Source organism: Ruegeria sp. CDSB022 (assembly GCF_059611145.1).
In genome coordinates this window covers 119,560-145,016 of record NZ_JBXWOZ010000003.1, presented here as the reverse complement: position 1 = coordinate 145,016, position 25,457 = coordinate 119,560, and the positions used below count along the sequence as shown (strand labels likewise).

Below are 25,457 nucleotides of genomic sequence, written 5' to 3'. Positions count from 1 at the left end.
ATGTCCATTGAAGTTCGTGTTCCCACGCTGGGCGAATCCGTTACCGAAGCCACCGTTGCCACCTGGTTCAAGAAACCCGGTGATGCAGTCGCGGTCGATGAAATGCTGTGCGAGCTTGAAACCGACAAGGTCACGGTCGAGGTCCCCTCGCCCGCCGCTGGCGTGATGGGTGAGGTTGTCGCCGCCGAAGGCGAAACCGTAGGCGTCAATGCCCTGTTGGCAACAATCGTCGCCGGAGAAGGTGCCGCCCCGGCCCCAGCCGCCGCACCTGCGCCTGCCGCAGCACCGGCAGCCTCGGGCGGCAGCGTTGATGTGATGGTGCCCACGCTGGGCGAATCCGTGACCGAAGCGACGGTCTCGACCTGGTTCAAACAGGTCGGTGACAGCGTCGCACAGGACGAGATGCTGTGTGAGCTGGAAACCGACAAGGTCTCGGTCGAGGTTCCCGCCCCTGCGGCGGGTGTTCTGGCAGAAATCGTTGCCCCTGAAGGCGCAACTGTAGACGCCGCAGCCAAGCTGGCGGTGATCTCGGGTTCAGCAGCAGGGGCAGTAGCCGCTCCGGCAGCACCTGCGGCGGGCAGCAGCGATGGTGGTGGCAAAGACATAGCCAACGCGCCTTCGGCCGAAAAAGCCATGGCCCAGGCTGGCCTGTCCGCCGATCAGGTCACGGGAACCGGACGCGACGGACGTATCATGAAGGAAGATGTGGCCAAGGCAGTCGCCGCCCCGGCGGCCGCAGCGGCGGCACCTGCACCAGCGGCCCAAGCACCACGCGCACCCGTTGCCGCACAGGATGCCAGCCGCGAGGAACGCGTGCGCATGACCCGTCTGCGCCAGACCATCGCCAAGCGCCTGAAAGACAGCCAGAACACCGCCGCCATGCTGACCACCTATAACGAGGTGGACATGACCGAGGTGATGGCCCTGCGTAACCAGTACAAGGACCAGTTCGAGAAGAAGCACGGCGTCCGTCTGGGCTTTATGTCCTTCTTCACCAAGGCCTGCTGTCATGCACTGAAAGAAGTGCCCGAAGTGAATGCCGAGATTGATGGCACCGATATTGTCTATAAGAACTTTGTGCATATGGGTGTCGCCGCGGGCACGCCGACCGGTCTTGTTGTTCCGGTCATCCGTGATGCGGATTCGATGTCATTTGCCGCGATCGAAAAGGCAATCGCCGAAAAGGGCAGGCGCGCCCGTGACGGCAAGCTGAGCATGGAAGAGATGCAGGGCGGCACCTTCACCATCTCGAACGGCGGCGTCTATGGCTCGCTGATGTCCTCGCCGATTCTGAACCCGCCGCAGTCGGGTATTCTTGGTATGCACAAGATTCAGGACCGTCCGATGGCCATCAACGGTGAGGTCAAGATCCGCCCGATGATGTATCTGGCTCTGTCCTATGACCACCGGATCGTGGACGGCAAAGGTGCTGTGACCTTCCTAGTGCGCGTGAAAGAGGCACTGGAAGATCCACGCCGCTTGCTGATGGATCTATGACCATGGCAACTCATGTTCTCTGGCAGGCTGACGTTGCTGATTTTGATGTCTGGCTGAAAGTGTTTCGCGAAGACAAGCCAATGCGGGAGGCCGCGGGTATCCGCGACCTCCACATCTGGAAAGACCCCGATCAGCGTGATCATGCCGTTGCAATGTTTGAGGTGGTTGATCTTGAAAAGGCCCTGAGTTTCTTTGATTCCGAGGAATTGGCCATGCATCACGAACGTGGCGGGATCGCGCATATTCAGGTGAAGCTTCTGACGCCAGTTTAAACCGATTTATCGCATCCGTTCCTAGTGCGAGGAAACAAACTGAATGACCACGGAATTGACCGTCTTGTCGCTGGCAGCCCTTCTTTGGGTCGCTCAATTTGTCGCCTATTTGATCTCTGGCCACGGTAAGGTCGATGTGCTGCACGCGTTGGGACCTCGTGATACCCCGTTTGACAAACCTGCTGCAATGGGACGTCTGCACCGTGCACTTAGCAACCATTCCGAAGGGTTGGTTTTGTTCTCTATCGCATCTTTGGTCATTACGACCTCGGGGCAATCCAGCGCTTTTACTGCCGCCTGTAGTTGGGTCTACCTGATCGCACGCGCTTCCTATGTTCCGGCCTATGCATTTGGCTGGACACCATGGCGTACGGTGATCTGGATGATCGGGCTGCTGGCGACCACTGCAATGCTGTTGGCAGCTGTGTTTTGATTCGAGCTGCCGCATAGATTATTCAATGGGGGTGCATTGCGCGGACAAGCGCATCCGACCCCACCAAATACAAGGACCGGACAAATGGCAAACTATGACGTCATCGTAATCGGAGCAGGCCCCGGCGGCTATGTCTGCGCCATCCGCTGCGCGCAGCTGGGGTTGAAAACCGCCGTGGTCGAAGGGCGTGAGACGCTGGGCGGCACTTGCCTCAACGTGGGCTGCATTCCGTCCAAGGCGCTGTTGCATGCCAGCCATCAGCTGCACGAGGCCGAACATAACTTTGCCAAGATGGGCCTCAAGGGCAAAAGCCCTTCGGTCGATTGGAAGCAGATGCAGGCCTATAAGGACGAAGTCATTGACGGCAACACCAAGGGCATCGAATTCCTGTTCAAGAAGAACAAGATCGACTGGCTGAAAGGCTGGGGTTCGATCCCGGCCGCTGGGCAGGTCAAGGTGGGTGACGAGGTGCATGAAGCCAAGAACATCATCATCGCGTCCGGGTCCGAGCCATCCGCGCTGCCCGGTGTCGAAGTGGACGAAAAGGTTGTCGTGACCTCGACCGGTGCGTTGGCGCTGGGAAAAATCCCGAAAAAAATGGTCGTCATCGGCGCAGGTGTGATCGGGCTTGAACTGGGCTCGGTCTACAGCCGTCTGGGCGCCGAAGTGACAGTTATCGAATTCCTCAAGGAAATCACCCCGGGCATGGACCCTGAGGTTCAGAAAACCTTCCAGCGCATCCTCAAGAAACAGGGCCTGAACTTTGTCATGGGTGCTGCGGTGCAAAAGACCGAAGCCACCAAGACCAAGGCCAAGGTAACTTATAAGCTGCTGAAGGATGACAGCGAGCATGTGATTGACGCCGATACCGTCCTTGTCGCTACTGGGCGCAAACCGTTCTCGGATGGTTTGGGGCTGGACGCTTTGGGTGTTGAAATGACACCCCGCGGTCAGATCAAGGTAGGCGCCGATTGGCAGACCAACGTCCCCGGCATCTACGCCATCGGCGACGTGACCGAAGGCCCGATGCTGGCGCATAAGGCCGAAGACGAAGGCATGGCCGCTGCCGAACAGATTGCGGGCAAGCATGGGCATGTGAACTATGGCGTCATTCCGGGCGTGATCTACACCTGGCCCGAGGTCGCCAATGTCGGCGAGACCGAGGCGACGCTCAAGGAACAGGGCCGTGCCTATAAGGTCGGAAAGTTCATGTTCATGGGCAATGGCCGCGCCAAGGCGAACTTTGCCTCGGATGGTTTCGTCAAGATTCTGGCAGACAAGGAAACCGACCGCATTCTGGGCGCGCATATCATTGGCCCGGCTGCGGGTGATTTGATTCACGAGGTCTGCGTGGCGATGGAATTCGGCGCCTCGGCCGAAGATCTGGCGCTGACCTGTCACGCGCATCCGACATATTCCGAAGCGGTGCGTGAGGCGGCCCTGGCCTGCGGTGACGGGCCAATTCACAGCTAAAAAAAGGACCCCGGTGACTAGGTCGCCGGGGTCAACCATGCATCGAGATAGACCCTCAACCGGTCGGTAAAACCGGTCGAGGCGTGCAAGGCGCAGAACTTAAGGGACATGGCCTGAATGGCAAAGGCCTGAACACCTTCGGCCAACAGCTCGGTCGGAATGTCCTGTCGGACATCCGCAGCGTCAAGCCACATCATCACCACACGAAAGTAGCGCTCAAAGCAATATGCGATTGGTCCGATATCGGCGATAGCCGTCGCCCCCGAATATCTTATCAACAAGTCAAAGACATACCGTTCGGATGTCATGAAGCTGTGAACCGGCTGCAGGGCGGTCATGATATCATTCACCGATTTGGGCGCTGTCCCAGCCTCGGCCTGATCGAGGCAGGCATTCAGCCGATCTGCGATCAGAAGCTCCATCAAGGCATCCTTGTCGCGAAAATGCGCGAAGAACGTCCCTTTGGCGACGCCAGCGCTCTGGACGACCTCTTCTACCCTCAGCGCCTCGTATCCGCTGTTTTCAATGAGCGCCTCGGCAGCCGCCAAAAGCCGGGCCCGAGTTTTGAGAGTTCGTTTCTGGGGTGGTTTTTGCATATGGTTTGCTCGCATGTTTTCTGACCATGGTCAAATTTTTATTGACCGCGGTCATTTTCTGATTCTATAAGTGACCATGGTCATTTTCAGGAGAGCCCCATGCAACCGAAGAAAATACTCGTCCTCGACGGACACCCCGCCGATAGCAGCCTGTCGCGGACCTTTGCTGAAACTTATGCCGACGCCGCCCGAGGCAAGGGACATGACGTACGTCTAGTCCATCTGAGTGAGATGCAGTTCGACTTTGATTTTGGCCAGGGCAATTATCACGATTTCAAACCGCTAGAACCGGTTCTTGAGCAGGTATTGCAAGATTTCGAATGGAGCGAGCATCTGGTCTTGACCACACCAATGTGGTGGGGCGGATTGCCCGCAAAACTCAAAGGTCTGATCGACCGGATGTTCATCCCCGGACGCACCTTTGACACGCGAAACACCACTAAGATTGGATTGCCCGCCCCGATGCTGAGCGGACGCACCGCGCGCGTCATTCTGACATCAGATACGCCGGGTTGGTTCATGCGCCTGATCTATCGCCAGGCCCTGATCCGCCAGGTACGCGATCAGATATTGGGATTTGTTGGCTTCAAGCCGACCCGGTTCACCTATTTTGCCGGGGCAAGTTATCCCAAACCGGGTCACGTGGAACGCTGGGTCAGCAAGATCGCCAAGATCGGAGCCGCCGCGGCTTGAGGGCGTTTGCGTCACTATGCCCAGCCGAAACCACCGCCAAGGCGTTGGCGGACACAGGCGATCAGCGGATCACGTCAGGCCGGCAACCACCTCAGATGCTCGCTATTTGACCGAATGGCGACTGGCGGCATCTGCATCGGGCGCTTGGTAAGACGTTGGCCGCCGTTTCTTGTTCAGAATACGCCACGCATCTCTGAACGGCAGGAAATAGAGCTTCATGCAGGTGTCCATCTCGTGACCCTTGTCCTTCTCGGTCACGCCGAATTTTACGTCCCTGTTATCCTCGGGCATGATGTAGGTGCCGAACAACACATCCCAGAACGGAAACATGAAGGCGAAGTTTTTGTCCAGATGGTCCGGGTGGCAACTGTGATGCACGTGGTGATGCGCAGGCGAGGGAAAAACTTTCGACCACACACCCGGCCAACGCAACCAGATATGGGAATGTCGCAGATTATAGCCTCCGACATTGAACAAGAACATCAGCACCGGCACGCCCAGCAATGCCGGCATGTTCGGCTGGTACCCTAACAGTCGAAACGCAAACCCGGTTACTGCGCCGGCACCAAACCCAATCGCAACATTGTAGAGGATATTGTCTATCGGATGTTCGCGAAAATTCGACAACGGGTGCATCACCTCGGCGCTGTGATGAACTTTGTGAAATTGCCACAACAGCGGGACCTTATGCTGCAGGTAATGGGCTGCGTAGCCGATGAAATCCATAATCAGGAATAGAATGAGCATGTAGGTGAAGGTAGCCAAAGCCCCCAACCAGCCAACCAAGGGCTCTGCCCGGGGTGAGTTATTGGGGTCAAGCCCACCGCTTGCCCATTGATAGGACAAGGCGGCTGATCCGGCCAGCAGACCCAATATCAGGAAATGCCCGATCAGTTTGTGGAAAAAGAAATAGCGGATATCGAGCCATGCCGAAGGGTGATCCCAGACCTTGCGGGGAAACAGAAACCCGAGAAAGCTACTCTCTCCGTCGACATGTGACGCGTTTCTGCGCTTCACGGCATAGATGGCGAAGGCAATCAGCAGAGAACTGCCAACATAGACATAGAAAATCCGGTTCGTGGGATCCAAAGGAGACGTAAACACATAGCGGGCGTGGTTCAGGAAAGAATCCCAAACTGAACTAAGCTGCTCCATTGACGGCTCCTGTAACCTGTATTTGCCTCACGGTTCTCTACTTACCTACCCGTGTGACGATTCTTTGACCAAACCTTGATAAGTAAACAGGCTACCACATCGTTTTTGCGGCGCGTTGCCCCCAGGCCTCATCATATTGCGTGCCACCTTCCTCGCCGTCTGACGCTTCGGCCAGGATTTCACCCATTGTCGGCAATATGGCGGCTTCGTCCCCGCTGCTCCAAGTCCGCGCACGCATCAGCGCACGGGCACACTGAGTGTAGACCTCGGTAATGTCGATGACGATCACGGTGGCCGGAAGCCTGCCTTGTTTTTCGAACCGGGTTCGAAGGTCTTGGTCCGCTGTCAGTCGGGCCGACCCGTTGACGCGCACAACATTGTTCGACCCTGGGACCATGAACATCAAGGACACACGCGGATCGCGCACGATATTGCGCAAGCTATCCAGCCGGTTGTTTCCGCGCCAGTCGGGCATCGCCAATGTCTTTGGATCCAGTTCCAGAACCACCGAACCATCATCGCCACGTGGGCTGCCATCGACCCCTTCGGGCCCAACCGTACTGAGTACGCATAGCCGCGAAGCCATGACCCATTGCCGGTACAGAGGCGTCAACCGGTGCGCTACTTTACGCAATGATGGGGCGCCCGGTGCGCCGTAATGTCCCTCGAGCGTTTCGATATCGTCAATGAACTGCATCAGGATCAAACCCCACTTCTGTCATCAAAGCGTTCGAGCGCGTCTCGATCACATCTTCCAATCGGTCCAGAAAGCGCGCACGTTCGACGCCGGGTTCTATCGGATCAAGGAAGTCGACGATCGCAAGGCCGGGTTTGCGCATCACGCCGCTTCGGGGCCAGAACACTCCGGCATTTGTTGCAACAGGTACGCAAGGGATTCCCAAGCCTTCGTACAGGACGGCAGTTCCAACCTTATACGGTTTGTGAACGCCTGGCGCGACACGGGTGCCCTGCGGATAGATCACCAACTGGCCAGGTTCTGTAAATTCCTTTGCCACATCCTGGACCATCTTGGCCACAGCAGCGCCCTTCTTGCCGCGATTGACCGGGATGCACCCCAGGCGGCTGGCGTAAAGCCCAATGACTGGCGTCCACAGTAATTCGCGCTTCATAATGAACTTGCCATGAGGAATCGCGCTAAAGATCATGATGATATCGAGGAAAGACTGGTGTTTGGCCCCGATGACCACCTCGTCCACTGGCACAGTCCCGCGAACTTCGCATCGAATACCAACCATCCAATGCGCCAGCCACATGGTTGTGCGCGCATAGGTCTTGCATGCATGTAACGCTCCGCGCTTTGCAAACATGGCGTAAGGAGCAAACACGAGGCCAAGGACCAGCATCCACATGTAGATCACGATCATGAAGACCAGTGAGCGGATCCATTGAATTGGAGTGGCCATTACGAAAGCTCCTTCAATTTGCGGTTTGCCGCAGTCCATGTGGCTAGAAAGGCCACCGCAGCACCCAGTACCGGGATGAGGGCTGGCAACAGCCACCCTGCCCCCTGAAAGCCCAGGCCCGTCAGAAAGCCGCCCTCGTCCGACGATGCCTCGGGCAGCAACAACACACCTGTCATTCCGAACAGCACACCAACCATCGCGCCAAAAAATGCGCGGTAGGTGAAGCGGCGAACAAACGCATTGGCAATAAATCGATCCCGGGCCCCGACAAGACGCAGCACCTCGATAATCTGCGCGTTGGCTGCCAGCGACGCATTGGCCGCCAATGTGATCATGGCGGCGGTCGCTCCGCCAATCAGAAGGATTGAGACCCAGCCAAGCCTCCGGAGCGAGCGGGCCGCATCAACCAAAGGTTCGCGCCAGCGCGAGTGGTCGTCCAGAACGGCTCCGGGCACCTCGGCCCCAAGACGCAGGCGCAATCCTGCTGCATCCAGACCTGGCTCACCTTCGACAATTTCGATCAGCTGCGGCACGGGCAGCGTGTCCAGTGGCAAATCCGGGCCAAACCAGGGCGACAACAGCGCAATCTGCTCCTCGATGGTCAACGCCCGGGCAGAGGCGACACCGGGTGTTTGCGACAACACCGTCAGCGCGGTTTCAGTCTGGGCGGCCATCTGGTCGGCCGGGGCATTGATCCGCACCGTGGCAGCGCCGGCAAGTTCGCTTGCCCAGCGGTCTGCCACTCGCCCCGACGCCAATGACAGAGCCAGCGCGAACACCGCAAGAAAGCCCATCGCACCGGACACGAACAGTGTGAGATGTGCAGTATAGCCAGTGGGCGGAACAACTCGGTCGGCACGACCATCACGTTTCAACAGGTTGCGGAAAGTTTCCACGTTCATAGATCCGCCCCCGCCAGTTGAATTTGGCGCTGCGAGATGCGCAAAACACGCGCCTGCACCTGGCTTTTCGCCGCACGGATCAGGCTAAGATCATGGGTCGCAATCAAGACTGTCTTGCCCATCTTGTTCAACTCGACCAGCAGGCGCAAAAGGCGCTGAGACATTTCCCAATCCACATTGCCCGTCGGCTCATCGGCCAGCACGACATCCGGCGACAGCATCACCGCACGGGCCAGCGCCGCACGCTGGCGTTCACCGCCTGACAGCTCTGGTGGCAGCGCGTCAAGACGCGCACCCAGCCCGACCCAGTTTAACAGATCTGACAGATCTGTTTGCTCGGCAATTTCCGCCTTACCGGATACCATCAACGGCAAAGCGACATTCTCGGCCAAAGTCATGTGATCCAGAAACCGGCAATCCTGATGCACCACACCAATCCGGCGGCGCATCAGGGCCATCTGATCGCGGTTAAGGAGGGCGATATCCTGATCGAACACGCTCAGCCTTCCCGATGTGGGCAGCAATGCGCCATAGCAGAGCTTTAACAGGGTTGTTTTGCCAGCACCGGACGGCCCGGTCAGGAAATGAAACGACCCCGGTTGAAGCTTAAGCGATACGTCGCTCAGCAATTCACCTCCACCATAGGTGTAGCTGACATGGTCCAGCTCGATCACGGGGGCCCCCAATTTTTGTGCCGCTCTTCTTGCCCCAGCGCGGTTCAGGTTTCAATGCCCGTACCGGGTCCAAATGGTGACACTTGGCCCGCGAAACCGAAAACGCGCTTTGCTGTTTGGTTCTAACGGAATATCATTCTTAAAAAAACTATTATCAGGCCAACCCCCGGCCCGGAGGCAGCATGCGTCTTACTTGTCCCAACTGCAGTGCCCAATACGAGGTGCCAGACGAGGTCATTCCAGAGGAAGGCCGCGATGTTCAGTGTTCGAATTGCGAGAAAACGTGGTTCCAGGCCAAACATCCGGCGGATCCAGCCGTTGAGCAACCTACAGATGAAACGACTGCCGAGGATAAGGCAGTTCCGCCGGCGGAGTCAGAAACCGCCGACCAGACCGAGCCCGAGCCCGAAACCGCACCAAAGGATGGTGCGCCGGTCAGCAATGTGGATCCTTCGGTCGCCGATATTCTGAAGGAAGAAGCCGCACGTGAAGCCGAATTGCGGGCCCAGGAAGGTAGCAGTCTTGAAAGCCAGCCTGATCTTGCTCTTGATCCACCTTCCGAGCCGGAACCAGACCCCGAACAGGCGGTCAAGGAACTGACAGCTACAGAAACCGCTAAAGATTCCGGGCAAGGTGACGCCCTGCCCGATGTCGAGACGATCAATTCCGGATTCCGCGGCGACGCCTCTGCAGATGCGCCCGAGGTATCAGCGCCTGCGCCCCGCAAATCCGGCGGCTTTCTGCGTGGGTTCGCTCTGATCTTGATACTTGGTGTGATCCTGTTCCTGATCTACGGCAATGCTCCGCAAATCAGTGAGGCTGTTCCTCAGGCGGATGCAGTTCTCAAACCGTATGTGTCTTTGGTGGATCAAGCCCGGCTTTGGCTGGATACCCAGGCTGGCGCCTCTCAGAACTGATCAGAACCGTTCAAGCAGGCGCTTGAGATATTCCAATTCAATCTCGGGGCGTTCGGATTCACCGGTCCGGCGGCGAATTTCGTCCAGCAACTCGCGCGCACGGCGATAGACGTCCTCACCCTGCAGCAGGCTCTCATCGGTTGACATCGACCCGTTTGCCCCAGGGTTGCGGCCCAGTGGATCGCGGTTGTTGGCCTGCATATCGCCTTCCTGGCTGCCTTGACCTGGTTGATTCTGCTGGTTCTGGGCCAAGGCCTCACCTAACGAGCGCATCCCTTCCCGCAGCGCATCCATCGCTTCGGACTGGTTGTCGATAGCATCAGCCAGCTCGTCATTCCGCAGAGCCTGCTCAGCCTCATTCATGGCGCGGCCAGCGCGCCCAAGCGCATCACGGGCGGCTTCGCCTTCCGGGGTACCGGCACCGGGCAGGTTTTGTTGCTGGCGGCCCAGCTCATCGCGCAGGGCCTGTTGACGATCGGCCAGCGAACCCTGACCCTGCTGACCTTCATCAGCCTGGTCCGCACCCTGCCCCTGTCCGCCCTGGCCTTCGTGGCTCTGACCACGGCCCTGACCGCCATTGCGGCCCTGATTGCCCTGGTTTTCACCAGTCTGCGCACCGGGATTGAACTGCTCTTGCAGATCGCGGAAAGCCTGATCGCTCAGCCCCTGTTGATCGCGCAATGTCTCTGCCAAACCCTCCATCGCCTGTTGGCCTTCGGATTGCTGACCTTGACCCTGACCTTGCGTGACGCGCATGTTCTCCATCATCTGCTGGAATTCCTCCAGCGCCTGCTGCGCCTCGGCCATACGGCCCTGCTCCATCAGATCCTGAATTCGATCCATCATCCGTTGCAGATCATCCTGCGTCATCTGCAAGGATTCTCCGTCTTGCCCCTGCTGACCTTCTTCACCGTTCTGCTCTGCCAACCGCTGTAACTGTTGCAGGTAGTCCTGGGTGGCCTCGCGCAGCTCTTGCATCAGCTCAGCGATCTCTTCGTCGCTTGCCCCGTTCTGCATCGCCTCCGTCAGGCGCTCCTGCGCCCGGCGCATCCGCTCAAGAGCGTCGGCAAGCGTACCGTCCTCGATCAATACGGCCAGCTTCCATAGTGAGGCCGCGATTTCTTCCTGCTGCGTCGGCTTCAACCCGTATTCGGTAAATGTCTCAAGCCGCCGAAGTGTCACCCGCAGGCGTAAATAGGCCGTATCCGAGCGGAACAGGTCCTCGGGCAGATACGATACCGCCCGCAGAATCTGAGATACCCGTTTCGCGTTGTCCCGTGACCACAGCAGATCGCGCCGCTGTTCAACGATTGCAGCCGCCAGCGGATCAAAGAACCGACGCGCCGGAAGCGCTGTTGTATAGGGTTCAGACTGCCCTTGTTGATCGGCAGCATCACGCGCCATCAAAGTGATCTTTACTGGCAGATGCGCCCAGGGATGTTGTGAGAAATCCTCGATCAGATTCTCGGTGAAATCGGCCCGGTCGCCTGTAATGGGCATCGGTAACTCAACCTCGATCACCTCACGCGGTTCTGGAATCGCCATCAGACCATAGCGCCGATCAACTGCATCCAGATCCAGTTCGATCAGGGCAGAGCCTGCTATCACACCGTAATCATCTTTGGCCGCAAAGGGCAATTTCATCTGGCCGCCCGCTTCGGATCTGGCAACGTCCGACACGGTGATCTGTGGAGACGTATCTGCGATCACTTCCAACGCCCAATCGCGCCCGGAAGGCCCGTCTATCGTCATTCGGCCCGAACGTTCGACGACAAATTCCTGTTCAGGGTCGGTGACCGCTTCCGTGCCCAGCGGTGTCGAGGTTTCGGTCAAGCTGTGCGCACCGACCTCGCCGTAGAATCGCAATGTGATGCGGCTGCCTTGCGGGACCGAAAGTGTCGGGTCGGATTGATCTGCCAGATAAAGCGTTGGCAAGCCGGTATAGCGTGGCGGCTCGACCCAGCCTTCCCAACTTGGTCCCTGACCGGCAACGGCTGCACCCGGTGTCATCTCTGTCACGGATCCTATGCGCCAAAATGAGCCGAAAAGCACCGCAATCACCAGCGCCAGCAAAGCTATGAACCGCAGAGCATAGGGGTCGCGGTCGGCCAGTCGGAGATCGGGCTTTACCGGCGCAGCCTGTGCGGCACGTTCCGCCATACGCGCCTGATGAGCCCGCCACAGGGCCACAGAATCAGCATCCATCGCGCCGATGGCCTGTTCATCCATCAGAGCCTGGATAGGACGCCCTGGCAGGGTCTCATCCATCCGGATCAACGCTTCGTTTCGTGTTGGGATACGGAACCGCCGCACGCCGTGGATCAGTGCAACCAACAGCCCAATCAACGCCGCCGACCCCGCGACCCAAACGGTTTCCACCCCGACATGGTCCTGCAGTCCGAGCATCAGCGCGGCCAACAGCGCCATGGAAATTGAGAAAAACGGCCAGAAAGACCGCCAAACCTGCTCGCTTAGCATCCCCACCTGCGTTAGCAGCAAAGACAATCTGGGGATCGGCAAGGTTTCTCTTGCGGTCAAGTCGGGCCTCCGTTCACCGGCCCGCGCGTCTATTGCGTCAGAGCCACTCGGGTATGGTATCGCGGTTTATGATTTCGTCAAAGCTCGGACGTTCACGAATTACGGCAAATTGATCTCCGTGCACCAGAACTTCGGGTATCAGGGGCCGCGTGTTGTATTCGCTGGACATGACCGCGCCATAGGCCCCTGCGCTGCGAAAGGCGACCAGATCACCAGCACCCAGTGGCGGCATCTGCCGTTGCTTGGCAAATGTATCGCCGCTTTCGCAAACCGGACCGACGATATCATAAGGTTGCTGTTCCGTGCCCGGCACGGGTTCGATCACCGGTACGATATCGTGATAGGCTTCGTACATGGCCGGGCGGATCAGGTCGTTCATGGCACCGTCGAGGATCAGGAAATCCCGGCCCTCGCCGGATTTCACATAGATCACTTTGCTGACCATCAAACCAGCATTACCGGCAATCAGGCGGCCCGGCTCTATTTCGATTTCGCATCCCAGATGACCCAGAGTGTCTTTGATCAGCGCACCGTATTCCAAAGGCAGCGGCGGCGCGTCGTTCGAGCGCGCATAAGGAATGCCCAACCCCCCACCCAGATCAAGGCGGCGAATATTGTGGCCCTCACTGCGCAGCGTCTCGGTCAGCTCAGCAACCTTCTGATAGGCCAATGCAAAAGGCTCCAGCTCGGTCAGTTGCGAGCCGATATGGACGTCGATGCCAATGACCTCCAGCCCGGGCAGGCTGGCAGCGTGGGCATAGACTTCTGACGCACGGGCGATCGGAATGCCGAATTTATTCTCGGATTTTCCGGTGGCGATTTTGGCATGGGTCTTGGCGTCCACATCCGGATTTACCCTAACGGTGATCGGAGCAACGACGCCCAAATCAAGCGCAACGGCGTTGATCACCTCCATCTCGGGTTCGGATTCCACGTTGAACTGACGAATGCCACCGGTCAGAGCAGTGCGAATTTCTTCGGCTGTTTTGCCAACGCCCGAAAACACGATCTTATCGCCGGGCACTCCGGCAGCTTTGGCCCGCAGGTATTCCCCACCCGAAACAACGTCCATCCCCGCGCCTGCCTCGGCAAGCGTCTTCAGGATCGCCTGATTGCTGGCGGCCTTCATCGCATAACATACGAGGTGGTCGGTCCCGTCCAACGCCTCATCGAACAGCTGGAAATGACGCAGCAGCGTCGCCGTCGAATAGACGTAAAAGGGTGTCCCAACCGCAGCTGCGATTTCGGAGATCGGGACATCCTCGGCGTAAAGCGCGCCGTCGCGGTAAAGAAAGTGATCCATAAAGACGCGCTTAGACCAAAATGCCCCGGCGGATCAATGGATTCTACGCAAACAGGGGTGTCGCGTCATTCAATATGCGAAACGCCGACCCGCCCATAACCGGATATCGAAATTCCAGATCCGCCGGATTGGGGTTCGGGATCGGGTCGCGGTTTATAGGATGGGTCGCAAGCCGCAAGAATGGCGAGGCCAAAGAACAGGCCTAAAATCTTCATATTCATTTCTTTTTCCAAGGTTTACGGCCGAGCGCCATTGATCGGCCTGAAATGGGAACTGAGTGCTGAAACTGCAACTCGGGAAACACTACCGCCCGAGAAAAACGCTCAGGGGGCCGCGTTGCAGGCCAACGCCGCCCCCGACATAGGCGCCGCTGGTGCCGACGCCGATATTGGCGCTCATCGTTGGTGGGATCGGTTCGCCATCCGCACCGCATCCGGCCAGGGTTACCCCTGCCAGCACCAACAGAGCCGCAGTCAGAATTCGCATTACACCAACGCCTTCCATCGCTTGACCTGAGCCCGCACCTGATCCGGTGCCGTGCCGCCGTAAGACTGGCGCGAGTTTACCGAATTTTGCACCGTAAGGACAGAAAAGACGTCATCGGTGATCTCCGCATGCACTGTTTGCATATCCGCAAGCGTCAGGTCCGGCAGATCGCAGCCCTTGCTCTCGGCCATCGCAACCAGCGATCCGGTGACGTGATGGGCATCGCGGAACGGCAGGCCCAGAACGCGCACCAGCCAGTCGGCCAGATCAGTCGCGGTCGAAAAACCCGACCCTGCAGCCGCAGCCAGGCTTTCGCGGTTGGCGGTCATATCCTTGACCATGCCTTCCATCGCTGCCAGCGCCAGCATCCAGTTATCGGCAGCGTCAAAAACCTGTTCCTTGTCTTCCTGCATGTCCTTGGAATAGGCCAGCGGCAAGCCCTTCATCACCATCATCAGCGCGGTGTTGGCGCCATAAATGCGCCCGACCTTGGCACGGATCAGTTCTGCCGCATCCGGGTTCTTCTTTTGCGGCATGATAGACGAGCCAGTCGAAAAACGGTCAGACAGGGTGACAAAGCGGAACTGGGCAGAAGACCAGATCACCAGTTCTTCGGCAAAGCGCGACAGGTGCATTGCACAGATCGAAGCAGTTGACAGAAATTCCAGCGCAAAATCGCGGTCACTGACGGCGTCCAGCGAATTGGCAGCGGGACGGTCAAAGCCCAGCGCCTCGGCGGTCATGACCCGATCAATAGGGAACGAGGTTCCAGCCAGCGCGGCAGCCCCCAGTGGGGATTCGTTCATCCGCGCGCGGGCATCGCGGACGCGGGACAGATCACGCCCGAACATTTCGACATAAGCCATCATGTGATGCCCCCAGGTCACAGGCTGGGCGGTTTGCAGATGCGTAAAGCCCGGCATGACCCAGTCCGCCCCGGCCTCTGCCTGCGCCAAAAGCGCGCGGATTAGGGCCAGCAGACCGGTATCGGCGGCATCGAACTGATCACGCACCCACAATTTGAAATCGGTCGCCACCTGGTCATTGCGCGACCGGCCTGTGTGCAAACGGCCCGCAGGTTCGCCAATGATCTCTTTCAGGCGCGCCTCGACGTTCATGTGGATGTCTTCCAGAGCTGTCGAGAACTGAAACGCGCCGTTCTGGATTTCTGACAATACGGTGAGCAGCCCTTCCCGAATAGCTTCAGCATCACTATCAGTTATTACGCCTGTGGCAGCCAACATGGCGGCATGGGCGCGCGAGCCTGCAATGTCCTGGGCTGCCATCCGCTGATCGAACCCGATCGAGGCATTGATTGCCTCCATGATCGCGTCTGGACCGGCGGCAAAGCGGCCGCCCCACATCTGGTTCGAAGATTGATCGGTCATGTAAGAAAACCCGGAGTTGATATGCGCCTATTTCGTCTGATCCCCCTTTATATGGCCCTTGCGCTAGGTGCAAACGCGGCTTTGGCCACAGATGCGGAAACACTGGGTCCGCTGCGCGAAGGCACCCTGAAGCGGTTGATCCTGCACAAAGAGCCCAAACCGCACACCTTGGTCGAATTTCAGTTGGAAGATGACGGTGGCACCGCAACGCTTGCCGACTATCAGGGCAAATACGTCCTGCTGAACTTTTGGGCCACATGGTGCGCACCGTGCCGCAAGGAAATGCCTCAGATCGCCGAGTTGCAGGCGGAATTCGGGGGTGACAAATTCGAAGTCCTGACATTGGCCACCGGGCGCAACTCACCCGCGGGGATCAAGAAGTTTTTCGAGGAAAACAACATCGAGAACCTGCCGCGCCATCAAGATCCAGGCTCGGCTGTGGCACGTGAGTTCGGTGTCATTGCCCTGCCAATCACGGTCATTCTTGACCCCGATGGCAATGAAGTCGCCCGCCTGATCGGGGATGCCGAGTGGAATTCAGACAGTGCCAAGGCGATTATTGCGGCACTGGTCGCGGAAGAAAGCTAAGGTCGTTTTCCTGAAGTCCTGAATTTATGATAGCCTCCCCGTCGTTGTAACGAGGAGGCTTTCTTTATGAAGAACGTATTCACTCTGGCCATTGCTGCCTGTCTGGTTTTGGGCTCGGCATTGATTGCCGAGGCCAAAGACATCAAGAAAAAGCAAGATTTTCAGAATGCTGTCGCTGGTAAAAAACTGGTAGATGGAGGCACCTGGGTGCTTATTTCACCCGACGGGAAGATTTCCGGACAAACCAGCGACAAGGTCAAATTCTCGGGCGCGTGGATCTGGAACAAACGTTTTTGGTGCCGAACGCTTGTTGTTGGCGGAAATCAGATCCCGCAGGATTGCCAGAAAGTAACGATTGAAGGGAACCAGGTGACCTTTACCCGCAACAAGGGCAAGGGTGATTCCGGGGGGACCTATACGATTTCCAACTGACCTCTTTGCACGGGTACCGTGATCCCCAACCGGTGCTTCAGGTCGAATTTCAGCTTACGCGACGCCACCTTTGACAGCCAAGCCTCCGCTTTGCAGTTTGTGGGTCAGGAGGAAGTCATGCCGCTGGAGATATTGTTAGTTCTGGTCATCGGGGGGATAGGCGGAATTACTATTCTGCTGCATCTGACTGGCCGTTCGCGGCAGTTTGCCCTGACACTTGATCTGGCGCGCGCGCAATGGTCGCGCCATTTCCCAGATGACGTGATCGCAGATGTAACCGTAGCGCATGACCAACGTTCCGCGCTGATCCGAACCACAACCGGTTCGGGCCTTTTGTGGTCGTTCGGCGCGGATACCGTGGCCCGCCACCTGCAGGATTATGACTGGATCGAGCATCCGGACGGATTCGAAGTTCAGTTTCATGATTTCGGAACCCCCTCAACCCGCATCCACCTCGATGACATCGAACGCGCCCACTGGCGACACCTGATGGAGCCCGCATGACCGACCAGATTTCCTTTCCCGATGCCGTGCAATGGGCAGTCCCGTTCTTTATTGCCGCAATTCTGGCCGAGTTCGTCTGGATCGCTTTCAAAGGCCGGGGCGGGCGCTATGAAACGCGGGATGCGGTCACCTCGCTGATCATGGGCGCGGGCAATATTGCCTCGGGGTTTCTGCTCGGTTTCATCGCCTACGGGTTCTTTATGTGGTTGTGGCAGATTACTCCGCTGAACCTGGGCACCTCGATCCCGGTGATTGTCCTGTGCTTTTTGCTGGACGATTTGCGTTACTATTGGGTGCATCGGTTCGGGCATCGCATCCGTTGGGTCTGGGCCAGCCATGTGAACCATCATAGCTCTCAGCATTACAACCTGACCACAGCGTTGCGTCAGACCTGGACTTATACATTCACCTTCATGATGGTCGTGCGCGCGCCGCTGATCCTGCTGGGGTTTCATCCGGCAATGGTTCTGTTTGTCGGCGGTCTGAACCTGATCTATCAGTTCTGGATTCACACCGAGGCCATCGGCAAGATGCCCCGCTGGTTCGAGGCGGTTATGAACACCCCCAGCCACCACCGCGCCCATCATGGCCGCAACGCGCGCTATCTGGATTGCAACTATGCTGGCGTGTTCATCATCTGGGACAAGATGTTCGGCACCTTTGTGCCAGAGCAGGTCGATGACAAGGTCGACTATGGGTTGGTTCACAATATCGGAACCTTCAACCCGTTGCGCGTCGCTTTTCACGAATGGGTCGGAATCTGGCAGGATGCCACGCAATCGGGGCTAACTTTGCGCCAGCGGTTGGCCTATTGCTTTGCCCCACCCGGTTACAGCCATGACGGCAGCCGGGATAGCTCGGAGCAGATCAAAGCCAAGCATATCTCGCGCAACCCCAGGGATCGAGGGACGCCCGGATTTGAGCATTTTGAGACCGAAACGCACAAATCCGAAGCAAAACAAGCTTGAATCCGCCGGTCACGTGCTGATTTTCTTGAAAATTGGCTCAGCCTGCACATATCCAAACGATGTGCATTACGAGTGACCGGAGATTATCATGACCCGTTGGACAACATTTTCCACAGTTTTAGGTCTGATAGGCCTGCTTCTCGCAATGCTGACAGCGCTGGCCGCCGGGACCGCAACGCTGATCGCGTTTGGACTGGCCATGATGGTGCTGGGTTTTACGGGTTCAGTTATTGGTGCCGCGAGATCTCTGGGACGTGTTCTGGACGCAGCCCGCTGACATTTTCATTTCCATTAACCGCAGATTCACATCTTTGCCCTGAAATTGGATCCTGACCGACGACGGTAGGGAAGCGATTTCGATCATGCGGGACAGGAAACTGGCAGATTTACCCGAAGGATCAGACAGCCCGTTAAACGCGGCTGTGCTGTCGCGCGACAACTCAACGATCCAGATGGCTACGGATGCTGTCAAACACAAACAGTGCAAACTGGCCTTTCAACCGGTCATGCAGGCTAACGCGCCACATGGTATCGCCTTCTACGAGGGCTTCATCCGGGTGCTGGATGAAACCGGTCGTGTCATCCCGGCACGCGAATTTATGCCTCAGCTTGAAAACACCCCGATTGGCCGCGAATTGGACTGCATCGCGCTTGAGATGGGCCTGCGCACATTGGCGCGCACCCCGGACATCCGCATGTCGATCAATATGTCCGCACGGTCGATCGGATATGGACGTTGGTCGCGTGTTCTTGACCGGTTCATGAAAAAAGACGCCAGTATCGGTGAAAGGCTGATCCTTGAAATATCCGAAAGTTCGGCCATGACCGTGCCGGAACTCGTGGTTGATTTCATGGACCGGTTGCAACCACGTGGCGTTGCATTTGCGCTGGATGATTTTGGTGCTAGCAATTTCTACTTCCGCCATTTCCGCGAGTTTCTTTTTGATGCCGCCAAGATTGATGGCCAGTTCATCCGCGGCATCAGTGAAAACCCGGATAATCAGGCGCTGGTTCGTGCCCTGATCGCAGTAGCAAGGGAATTTGAGATTCTGGTCACGGCCGAATCGGTCGAAACCAAGGCGGATGCTGAGTTTTTGGTGGCCAATGGCGTCGATTGTCTGCAAGGATTTCTGTTCGGCGCACCTACGGTTTCTGCGCCCTGGAAAACGGAAAACGAACAGAAATCGGCGGGTTAACCCCAAAAAACTAGGGACCTTGGGTCCTGAGACAAGCTGCCCGTTGCTGCAAATGCAGCATTGCGCTATTGCAGTGATACTTGAGCGGGGGATTACGGGGCGCTCTTGTTGCGGGGGGAACCTCTCGACCTGCGCCGTCAGACATTCCGCCGGACCATGACGGTAAAGGACTGATCATAATGACCAATGTAGTTATCGCATCCGCCGCACGTACAGGCGTCGGCAGCTTTGGTGGTTCGTTTGCGAACACCGCAGCCCATGATTTGGGCACAGCCGTTCTTGAAGCCGTTGTCGAACGCGCCGGAATCGAAAAAGGCGAAGTCAGCGAGACAATTTTGGGTCAGGTTCTGACCGCAGCCCAGGGTCAGAACCCGGCGCGTCAGGCACATATCAACGCCGGTCTGCCGCAAGAAAGCGCGGCCTGGGGCATCAACCAGGTCTGCGGATCCGGCCTGCGCGCCGTGGCACTGGGCGCACAGCATATCCAACTGGGCGATGCTGATATCGTCGCTGCTGGCGGACAAGAGAACATGACCCTGTCGCCCCATGCCGCCGCTCTGCGCGCCGGACAAAAGATGGGCGACATGAAGTATATCGACACAATGATCCGCGATGGACTGTGGGATGCGTTCAACGGGTATCACATGGGTCAAACCGCCGAAAACGTTGCTGAAAAGTGGCAGATCAGCCGCGATATGCAGGATGAATTCGCCGTCGCAAGCCAGAACAAGGCCGAAGCTGCGCAGAAGGCAGGCAAATTCGCCGATGAGATCACCCCCTTTACCATCAAGACCCGCAAGGGTGACATCGTGATGGACAAGGACGAATACATCCGCCACGGCGCAACCATGGAAGCCATGGCCAAACTGCGCCCGGCTTTTGCTAAGGACGGATCGGTCACCGCCGCCAATGCCTCGGGCCTGAACGACGGCGCGGCTGCGACCCTGCTGATGTCGGCGGCAAATGCCGAAAAGCGCGGGATTGAGCCTCTGGCGCGGATTGCATCTTATGCTACCGCTGGTCTGGACCCGTCGATTATGGGCGTCGGCCCGATCTATGCCTCGCGCAAGGCGCTGGAAAAGGCGGGCTGGTCGGTTGACGATCTGGATCTGATCGAAGCCAACGAAGCCTTTGCCGCACAAGCTTGTGCAGTGAACAAAGACATGGGCTGGGACCCGTCCATCGTGAACGTCAATGGCGGCGCCATTGCCATCGGTCACCCGATCGGCGCCTCGGGCTGCCGCGTTCTGAACACTCTGTTGTTCGAAATGAAGCGGCGGGACGCGAAAAAAGGTCTGGCGACTCTGTGCATCGGTGGCGGCATGGGCGTCGCCCTATGTGTCGAGCGCGACTGATCTAACAATGCCTTCTCGGCCCACTCTTATTTCGGCCCTTGTGATTTGCTTTGCAGGGGCCGCAGACGCACAGAACCGTCAACCGCTTTCGACCAGCCTGACGGAGTGCAGCGTCATCTTTACAGAGCAGGCCGAGCTGAGAGCACGCCGGAACAAGGACCAAACAACCACAGACGCCGTGCTTGCCAGCGCGGCGTTATTCGTTGTGGAAGCTCGTGATCAGGCCGCAATGGAAGGCATTAAGAACCCCTACAAACACATCCAGTCCGCGCAGGTTCGATTGTCCGAGACATGGCACGTTCGCTTTGGCAATTTGGCTCTGCTGAACGAAAATAAGGACTGGATCGACTATTGCCGTGCATTGGGTAAAGATCGTGGCCTCACACTACCCTGAGGCGAAACCAAAAAACCCAGCGCTGCGGCAACTTGCCTGCGCAATATTGTTGCGCTGGTTGGTTCGGAATAGTAACAGCATTACCAAGACGACTTAAATTGGAGGATTCCTAAATGGCACGAACAGCACTCGTCACCGGCGGTTCCCGCGGCATTGGCGCAGCAATTTCCAAGGCGCTTAAGGCCGAAGGGTACAATGTTGCAGCCACCTACGCGGGGAACGACGAAGCCGCCGCGAATTTCACCGACGAGACCGGAATCGCCACCTACAAATGGAACGTTGCGGATTATGACGAATCCAAAGCGGGCATCGAAAAGGTCGAAGCCGAGATTGGCCCGATCGACATCGTTGTTGCCAATGCCGGCATCACCAAGGACGCCCCATTCCACAAAATGACACCCGAGCAGTGGCATCAGGTGATCGACACCAACCTGACCGGCGTATTCAACACCGTTCACCCGGTTTGGCCTGGCATGCGTGAGCGCAAGTTTGGCCGTGTCATCGTCATCAGCTCGATCAACGGTCAAAAGGGTCAGTTCGCTCAGGTGAACTATGCCGCAACGAAGGCGGGCGATCTGGGAATCGTGAAGTCGCTGGCGCAGGAAGGCGCGCGCGCGGGCATCACCGCCAACGCTATCTGCCCTGGCTATATCGCAACCGAAATGGTCATGGCTGTCCCCGAGAAGGTTCGTGATTCCATTATCAGCCAGATTCCGGCGGGCCGACTGGGCGAACCGGAAGAGATCGCACGCTGCGTTGCTTTCCTGGCCTCTGAAGACTCGCAATTCATCAACGGATCGACCATCTCGGCCAATGGTGCTCAGTTCTTCGCCTAAGTTGGCTGCCAAAATGCAAGCGGGCCGGTTCTAAGCAGAACCGGCCCTTCTTTTATCCCGTAAGACTGCGCGCGCTGCGATCAGCGGGAACCGAAAATCCACTTCAACACATTCAGAACCGCTTTGCCCCGCGCCTCATGCGCGCGCAGAATCGCCGATTGTGCAGCTGGATTTGTTGTCATCTCAATCATGGCAGCCTCTCAGTTCAAAACAGTTTTCCTTGACTTATGAGCAATATGAACTCTAGTTGACAAAGCCGCAAACGAGCTTTTTTGAACATTCAGTTAAGAATTTCTATACTATGAGCGACTACCTGCCGCCCTTGACCGCTTTGCGTGCCTTTGATGCCGCCGCCCGGCACATGTCTTTTGCCAAAGCCGCGGCAGAGCTGCATGTAACGCCTGCGGCCCTGTCCTTTCAGATCAAATCCCTTGAGGAGCATTTGGGCCGCCCTCTGTTTCACCGCCTGAACCGCGCGGTGGAGCTGACAGAGGCTGGGCGCACCCTGGCCCCGGGCGCCGCGGATGGATTTGCCACGTTACAAGCCGCATGGCGCGCCGTGAGCAGACAGGGTGACGACACTAGCCTGACCGTCACAGCGGGCCCTGCCCTGACGGCCAAATGGCTGGCGCCCCGCCTGTACGAATTTGCCCGCGCACATCCCGAAATAGATCTGAAATTCTCGGCCACGTTACGCATCATCGACCTTGAACGGGATGATGTGGATGTGGCCATCCGATTTGGCGAAGGTGCGGATAAGGGGCTGTATTCCGTGCCAGTGCGCCGGGAATGGCTGACGCCGGTCATGACGCCCGAGCTCGCCCGCCAGTTCACCACGCCGGAAAGCCTGCGGGATGCACCGTTGATCCATGACGCCTCGATCCGCTTTCTGACCCCACCCAGTGATTGGCCCGCCTGGTTCAGGGCCGTGGGCATCGCACATACCCCGACCCATGGTGCCGAGTTTTCGAACGCCGATCACGCAATTGACGCGGCTGTTGCGGGCGTTGGCGTCGCGCTTGGCCGCCGGGCCATGATCCTGAAAGATCTGACCGAAGGCACGCTGGTCGCACCTTTCAAGACCGCCATCGAAACAAAGGGGCGCTTTCGCTTCCTGTGCCTCTCGGGGGCCGAGAACCGCCCTCAGATTGCGGCGTTTCGGGATTGGTTTCTGGCCGAGATTGAAAAGACCGCACATATATCCGATGAGTTCGACATCATTCCAGTCGAGGACCTGTCAGCCGCATGACCCGAAACCGCGCCACTACTATCGGTTTTGTCGCCGTTTTACTCTGGTCCCTTCTGGCCCTGTTCACCGTCGGCTCAGCCCCCGTTCCTGCGCTTTTGCTGAATACGATCTGTTTCTCGATCGGGGGGACGCTGGGGCTGATCTGGACCTGGGCCAATGGCGGGCTGGGGCAGCTGCGGAACGTGCGTTGGACCACCTATCTGTTCGGCACCATCGGGTTGTTTGGCTATCACGCGCTCTATTTCTCGGCTCTGCGCATGGCCCCTGCGGCCGAGGCCGGGCTGATCGCCTATCTCTGGCCGCTGCTGATTGTGCTGTTCTCCGGCCTCCTGCCGGGCGAGAATCTGCGCGCTGGGCATCTGATCGGGGCCTGTCTGGGTTTTGCCGGGGCCGCTGTGATCATCACCGGGGGTGGTGGCGCAGGATTTCAGGCCGGCCACCTGCCCGGTTACGGGCTGGCGCTGCTGTGCGCTCTGACATGGTCGGGCTATTCCGTTTTGTCCCGCCGTCTGGGGGACACCCCCACAAGCTCGGTCGCGGTGTTCTGCGTCTTTACAGCCATCGCATCGGGCGGCTTGCATCTGGCCATCGAAGAGACCGTTTGGCCGGACACAGCCTTTGGCTGGACCTCGGTCATGGCGTTGGGGCTGGGGCCGGTCGGATTGGCGTTCTATGTCTGGGATATTGGGGTCAAACAGGGTGACATTCAAATCCTCGGCACCGCGTCTTATGCAGCGCCCCTGTTGTCTACCGTCGTTTTGGTGGTTGCCGGCATCGCAGCCCCATCCTGGGGCCTGGCAATCGCAGCCGTCCTGGTCACCGGCGGCGCGGCCATCGCCGCGCGCGCCAGCCTTAAAAGTTAACTGGAAAGTCGCTCTATCTCTTCCTTAAGCCTTAGCTTCTGTTTCTTGAGTTGAGCGATATGGAGATCGTCGATGCCTGGCGCGCGCTGGGCTTGTTCTACTTCGAGACCGAGAGTTTCGTGCTTCTTCTTCAGTTCCGTCAGATGTGCGCTCACGCTCATGGCGATACTCCTTCATTGGTGTCTCTGAATAACGTAGGAAGTTGAGCACATCGTTTCCAGCCTGTCACGCTGCAGACGCACAGATTCTATAATAAATCTGACAAATTCGGCTGGTTGGCGCCTATTGATCCGAAAACCCGTTCAGCGCAGCACCGTCGCGCAAAACGTACGATATCTGAGAGGTATAGCTTTCGCCGTCTTTTTCGTGGCGCACACCCTTGTGCAAAATCAGCGGGGCATGCAGTTGAAACGCAGCCCGACCGCCTTTTCTGGCCCTAAGGACCACCAATTCAGCCTTCCGACCTGCCCGCGCGGCCAGGGGCAGAACCTCGACTGAGCCAAGCCGCCCCGCACAGGCTGACAGCATGTCTGGCAACCGATCGGCCTTTTGGATCATGTGCAGATAGCCCCGCGGTGCAAGGCGCTTTGCCGCACAATCGAACCAATCGCGCAACGGTGTATCCTCGCCCAAGGCAATTCCGCGACCCGAGTCCGCCGCAGGGCTGTGGGCACCGGCCAAGTAATAGGGCGGATTCGCAATCACATGATCGAACTGCTGTTGTTTCAGTTCAGCGGGCAGTTTGCTCAGATCGGCCTGCACCACTGTCAGCGCCTGCGCATTCTGATCCGCGTTGCGGGTGGCCAGATCGGCATAGGGCGATTGCAGCTCAACACCCGTGGCGTTCAATCCCGGCACGCGCGCCATCAGGCACAAGATGGCGGCACCAGCGCCACATCCCAGCTCCAGCACGGATTGCCCAGCCTTGGCCGGTACCGCTGCCGCCAGCAAGACAGGATCGACCCCGGCGCGATAGCCGGACAGGGGCTGCCAAAGCCGAACGCGCCCATTCAGAAAGTCGTTCAAACTTAGCTCTGGGTCAGTGAATTGCGTCATCGGCCCAGCGGGATCTCGTTGTCGCGCATCACCCGTTCAGCGCGGGTCAAATCATCGGTCCGCACCATAAGGCGCCGGGGGAAAATACCAATGCCGCCTTCTAGGATGCTCATATTTACGTCCATCTGAAAGCAGTCTATATCCTCGCCCTGAAGAAGGGCGGATGCAAAGGCCAGGATCGTCGGATCGGTGCTGCGCAAAAGTTCTTTCATGGGGATGGATGTAAGGGCAAGGTGAGGCGGAAGTCGAGCCTTGTATCAGGAGT

31 protein-coding genes are annotated in these 25,457 nt (G+C 57.9%); 17 read left to right on the top strand and 14 right to left on the bottom strand.

All coding sequences use genetic code 11. From position 1 onward, the window contains the following. From odhB to lpdA, 4 genes are all read left to right on the top strand, one after another. The gene (gene odhB, locus AC2FIZ_RS08385; protein WP_281995223.1) at window positions 1-1,497 is read left to right on the top strand and encodes a 2-oxoglutarate dehydrogenase complex dihydrolipoyllysine-residue succinyltransferase; all 1,497 of its coding nucleotides are present in this window, start codon (window positions 1-3) and stop codon (window positions 1,495-1,497) included. A gap of 2 nt (window positions 1,498-1,499) precedes the next feature. Further along, the gene (locus tag AC2FIZ_RS08380; protein WP_142635953.1) at window positions 1,500-1,769 is read left to right on the top strand and encodes a hypothetical protein; all 270 of its coding nucleotides are present in this window, start codon (window positions 1,500-1,502) and stop codon (window positions 1,767-1,769) included. Between the two features lie 43 nt (window positions 1,770-1,812). Beyond that, entirely contained in the window at window positions 1,813-2,202 is a 390-nt protein-coding gene (locus tag AC2FIZ_RS08375) for an MAPEG family protein (protein WP_142635462.1), read from the top strand. 84 nt (window positions 2,203-2,286) lie between these two features. Continuing rightward, the gene (gene lpdA, locus AC2FIZ_RS08370) at window positions 2,287-3,675 is read left to right on the top strand and encodes a dihydrolipoyl dehydrogenase (protein ID WP_142635460.1); all 1,389 of its coding nucleotides are present in this window, start codon (window positions 2,287-2,289) and stop codon (window positions 3,673-3,675) included. A gap of 17 nt (window positions 3,676-3,692) precedes the next feature. Here the strand turns inward: lpdA and AC2FIZ_RS08365 are convergent, their stop codons facing one another. Then, a complete protein-coding gene (locus tag AC2FIZ_RS08365) occupies window positions 3,693-4,271 on the bottom strand; it encodes a TetR/AcrR family transcriptional regulator (RefSeq protein WP_142635458.1) in 579 nt (192 codons plus the stop codon). 99 nt (window positions 4,272-4,370) lie between these two features. Between AC2FIZ_RS08365 and AC2FIZ_RS08360 the strand changes: the two genes are divergently transcribed. Then, the gene (locus AC2FIZ_RS08360) at window positions 4,371-4,964 is read left to right on the top strand and encodes an NAD(P)H-dependent oxidoreductase (protein WP_281995224.1); all 594 of its coding nucleotides are present in this window, start codon (window positions 4,371-4,373) and stop codon (window positions 4,962-4,964) included. A gap of 102 nt (window positions 4,965-5,066) precedes the next feature. Here the strand turns inward: AC2FIZ_RS08360 and AC2FIZ_RS08355 are convergent, their stop codons facing one another. The 5 genes from AC2FIZ_RS08355 to AC2FIZ_RS08335 form a co-directional block, all read right to left on the bottom strand. Further along, window positions 5,067-6,119, bottom strand: coding sequence for a sterol desaturase family protein (locus AC2FIZ_RS08355; protein WP_496790892.1), 1,053 nt, complete (start codon window positions 6,117-6,119; stop codon window positions 5,067-5,069). 91 nt (window positions 6,120-6,210) lie between these two features. Then, window positions 6,211-6,816: a pyridoxamine 5'-phosphate oxidase family protein gene (locus AC2FIZ_RS08350; RefSeq protein ID WP_496700916.1), complete on the bottom strand. Its 606-nt coding sequence runs from the start codon at window positions 6,814-6,816 to the stop codon at window positions 6,211-6,213. Beyond that, a complete protein-coding gene (locus AC2FIZ_RS08345) occupies window positions 6,803-7,543 on the bottom strand; it encodes a lysophospholipid acyltransferase family protein (protein ID WP_496790891.1) in 741 nt (246 codons plus the stop codon). The genes AC2FIZ_RS08350 and AC2FIZ_RS08345 overlap by 14 nt, the downstream gene beginning before the upstream one ends. Next, a complete protein-coding gene (locus AC2FIZ_RS08340) occupies window positions 7,543-8,445 on the bottom strand; it encodes a cell division protein FtsX (RefSeq protein ID WP_281995228.1) in 903 nt (300 codons plus the stop codon). The genes AC2FIZ_RS08345 and AC2FIZ_RS08340 overlap by 1 nt, the downstream gene beginning before the upstream one ends. Next, a complete protein-coding gene (locus AC2FIZ_RS08335; RefSeq protein ID WP_496790889.1) occupies window positions 8,442-9,119 on the bottom strand; it encodes a cell division ATP-binding protein FtsE in 678 nt (225 codons plus the stop codon). The genes AC2FIZ_RS08340 and AC2FIZ_RS08335 overlap by 4 nt, the downstream gene beginning before the upstream one ends. Window positions 9,120-9,301: 182 nt before the next feature. Between AC2FIZ_RS08335 and AC2FIZ_RS08330 the strand changes: the two genes are divergently transcribed. Beyond that, entirely contained in the window at window positions 9,302-10,036 is a 735-nt protein-coding gene (locus AC2FIZ_RS08330; protein WP_496790888.1) for a zinc-ribbon domain-containing protein, read from the top strand. On the opposite strand, the gene AC2FIZ_RS08325 is transcribed toward AC2FIZ_RS08330, so the two are convergent. The 5 genes from AC2FIZ_RS08325 to argH form a co-directional block, all read right to left on the bottom strand. Further along, window positions 10,037-12,574: a TIGR02302 family protein gene (locus AC2FIZ_RS08325; protein WP_496790886.1), complete on the bottom strand. Its 2,538-nt coding sequence runs from the start codon at window positions 12,572-12,574 to the stop codon at window positions 10,037-10,039. It abuts the gene before it with no gap. A gap of 37 nt (window positions 12,575-12,611) precedes the next feature. Then, window positions 12,612-13,877: a diaminopimelate decarboxylase gene (gene lysA, locus AC2FIZ_RS08320; RefSeq protein WP_496790884.1), complete on the bottom strand. Its 1,266-nt coding sequence runs from the start codon at window positions 13,875-13,877 to the stop codon at window positions 12,612-12,614. Between the two features lie 65 nt (window positions 13,878-13,942). Beyond that, window positions 13,943-14,098: a hypothetical protein gene (locus AC2FIZ_RS08315; RefSeq protein WP_185956656.1), complete on the bottom strand. Its 156-nt coding sequence runs from the start codon at window positions 14,096-14,098 to the stop codon at window positions 13,943-13,945. An 82-nt stretch (window positions 14,099-14,180) separates the two neighbouring features. Continuing rightward, a complete protein-coding gene (locus AC2FIZ_RS08310) occupies window positions 14,181-14,363 on the bottom strand; it encodes an argininosuccinate lyase (protein WP_281995231.1) in 183 nt (60 codons plus the stop codon). Further along, window positions 14,363-15,751 (bottom strand): argininosuccinate lyase, encoded by a 1,389-nt coding sequence (gene argH / locus AC2FIZ_RS08305; protein ID WP_281995232.1) that lies wholly within the window; start codon window positions 15,749-15,751, stop codon window positions 14,363-14,365. The genes AC2FIZ_RS08310 and argH overlap by 1 nt, the downstream gene beginning before the upstream one ends. Window positions 15,752-15,772: 21 nt before the next feature. Between argH and AC2FIZ_RS08300 the strand changes: the two genes are divergently transcribed. From AC2FIZ_RS08300 to yddG, 11 genes are all read left to right on the top strand, one after another. Next, window positions 15,773-16,339: a TlpA disulfide reductase family protein gene (locus tag AC2FIZ_RS08300; protein ID WP_271948463.1), complete on the top strand. Its 567-nt coding sequence runs from the start codon at window positions 15,773-15,775 to the stop codon at window positions 16,337-16,339. 66 nt (window positions 16,340-16,405) lie between these two features. Continuing rightward, a complete protein-coding gene (locus tag AC2FIZ_RS08295; RefSeq protein WP_281995233.1) occupies window positions 16,406-16,771 on the top strand; it encodes a hypothetical protein in 366 nt (121 codons plus the stop codon). 117 nt (window positions 16,772-16,888) lie between these two features. Continuing rightward, window positions 16,889-17,275, top strand: coding sequence for a hypothetical protein (locus tag AC2FIZ_RS08290; protein ID WP_281995234.1), 387 nt, complete (start codon window positions 16,889-16,891; stop codon window positions 17,273-17,275). After that, complete coding sequence (locus AC2FIZ_RS08285) at window positions 17,272-18,243, top strand: sterol desaturase family protein (protein ID WP_142635430.1); 972 nt, start codon at window positions 17,272-17,274, stop codon at window positions 18,241-18,243. Before AC2FIZ_RS08290 ends, AC2FIZ_RS08285 begins: the two co-directional genes overlap by 4 nt. 88 nt (window positions 18,244-18,331) lie before the next feature. After that, window positions 18,332-18,520 (top strand): hypothetical protein, encoded by a 189-nt coding sequence (locus tag AC2FIZ_RS08280; RefSeq protein WP_142635428.1) that lies wholly within the window; start codon window positions 18,332-18,334, stop codon window positions 18,518-18,520. Window positions 18,521-18,605: 85 nt separating this feature from the next. Continuing rightward, a complete protein-coding gene (locus AC2FIZ_RS08275) occupies window positions 18,606-19,439 on the top strand; it encodes an EAL domain-containing protein (RefSeq protein WP_142635426.1) in 834 nt (277 codons plus the stop codon). Between the two features lie 179 nt (window positions 19,440-19,618). Next, complete coding sequence (locus tag AC2FIZ_RS08270) at window positions 19,619-20,794, top strand: acetyl-CoA C-acetyltransferase (RefSeq protein ID WP_142635424.1); 1,176 nt, start codon at window positions 19,619-19,621, stop codon at window positions 20,792-20,794. A 7-nt stretch (window positions 20,795-20,801) separates the two neighbouring features. Continuing rightward, complete coding sequence (locus AC2FIZ_RS08265; protein WP_281972563.1) at window positions 20,802-21,188, top strand: hypothetical protein; 387 nt, start codon at window positions 20,802-20,804, stop codon at window positions 21,186-21,188. A 113-nt stretch (window positions 21,189-21,301) separates the two neighbouring features. Continuing rightward, a complete protein-coding gene (gene phbB / locus AC2FIZ_RS08260; RefSeq protein WP_271948478.1) occupies window positions 21,302-22,024 on the top strand; it encodes an acetoacetyl-CoA reductase in 723 nt (240 codons plus the stop codon). A 301-nt stretch (window positions 22,025-22,325) separates the two neighbouring features. Further along, the gene (locus AC2FIZ_RS08255; RefSeq protein WP_142635418.1) at window positions 22,326-23,273 is read left to right on the top strand and encodes a transcriptional regulator GcvA; all 948 of its coding nucleotides are present in this window, start codon (window positions 22,326-22,328) and stop codon (window positions 23,271-23,273) included. After that, entirely contained in the window at window positions 23,270-24,136 is an 867-nt protein-coding gene (yddG, locus tag AC2FIZ_RS08250; RefSeq protein WP_496790882.1) for an aromatic amino acid exporter YddG, read from the top strand. Before AC2FIZ_RS08255 ends, yddG begins: the two co-directional genes overlap by 4 nt. On the opposite strand, the gene AC2FIZ_RS08245 is transcribed toward yddG, so the two are convergent. The 3 genes from AC2FIZ_RS08245 to AC2FIZ_RS08235 all read right to left on the bottom strand — a co-directional run bounded on the left by AC2FIZ_RS08245 (window position 24,133) and on the right by AC2FIZ_RS08235 (window position 25,404). Next, window positions 24,133-24,297, bottom strand: a complete 165-nt coding sequence (locus AC2FIZ_RS08245; protein WP_142635414.1) for a YdcH family protein — start codon at window positions 24,295-24,297, stop codon at window positions 24,133-24,135. The genes yddG and AC2FIZ_RS08245 overlap by 4 nt on opposite strands. 121 nt (window positions 24,298-24,418) lie before the next feature. Further along, complete coding sequence (locus tag AC2FIZ_RS08240; protein WP_281995240.1) at window positions 24,419-25,192, bottom strand: tRNA1(Val) (adenine(37)-N6)-methyltransferase; 774 nt, start codon at window positions 25,190-25,192, stop codon at window positions 24,419-24,421. Beyond that, window positions 25,189-25,404 carry a putative signal transducing protein gene (locus tag AC2FIZ_RS08235; protein WP_142635410.1) on the bottom strand — a complete coding sequence of 72 codons (216 nt, stop codon included), beginning with the start codon at window positions 25,402-25,404 and terminating at the stop codon, window positions 25,189-25,191. The genes AC2FIZ_RS08240 and AC2FIZ_RS08235 overlap by 4 nt, the downstream gene beginning before the upstream one ends. Between the last annotated feature and the right edge of the window lie 53 nt (window positions 25,405-25,457).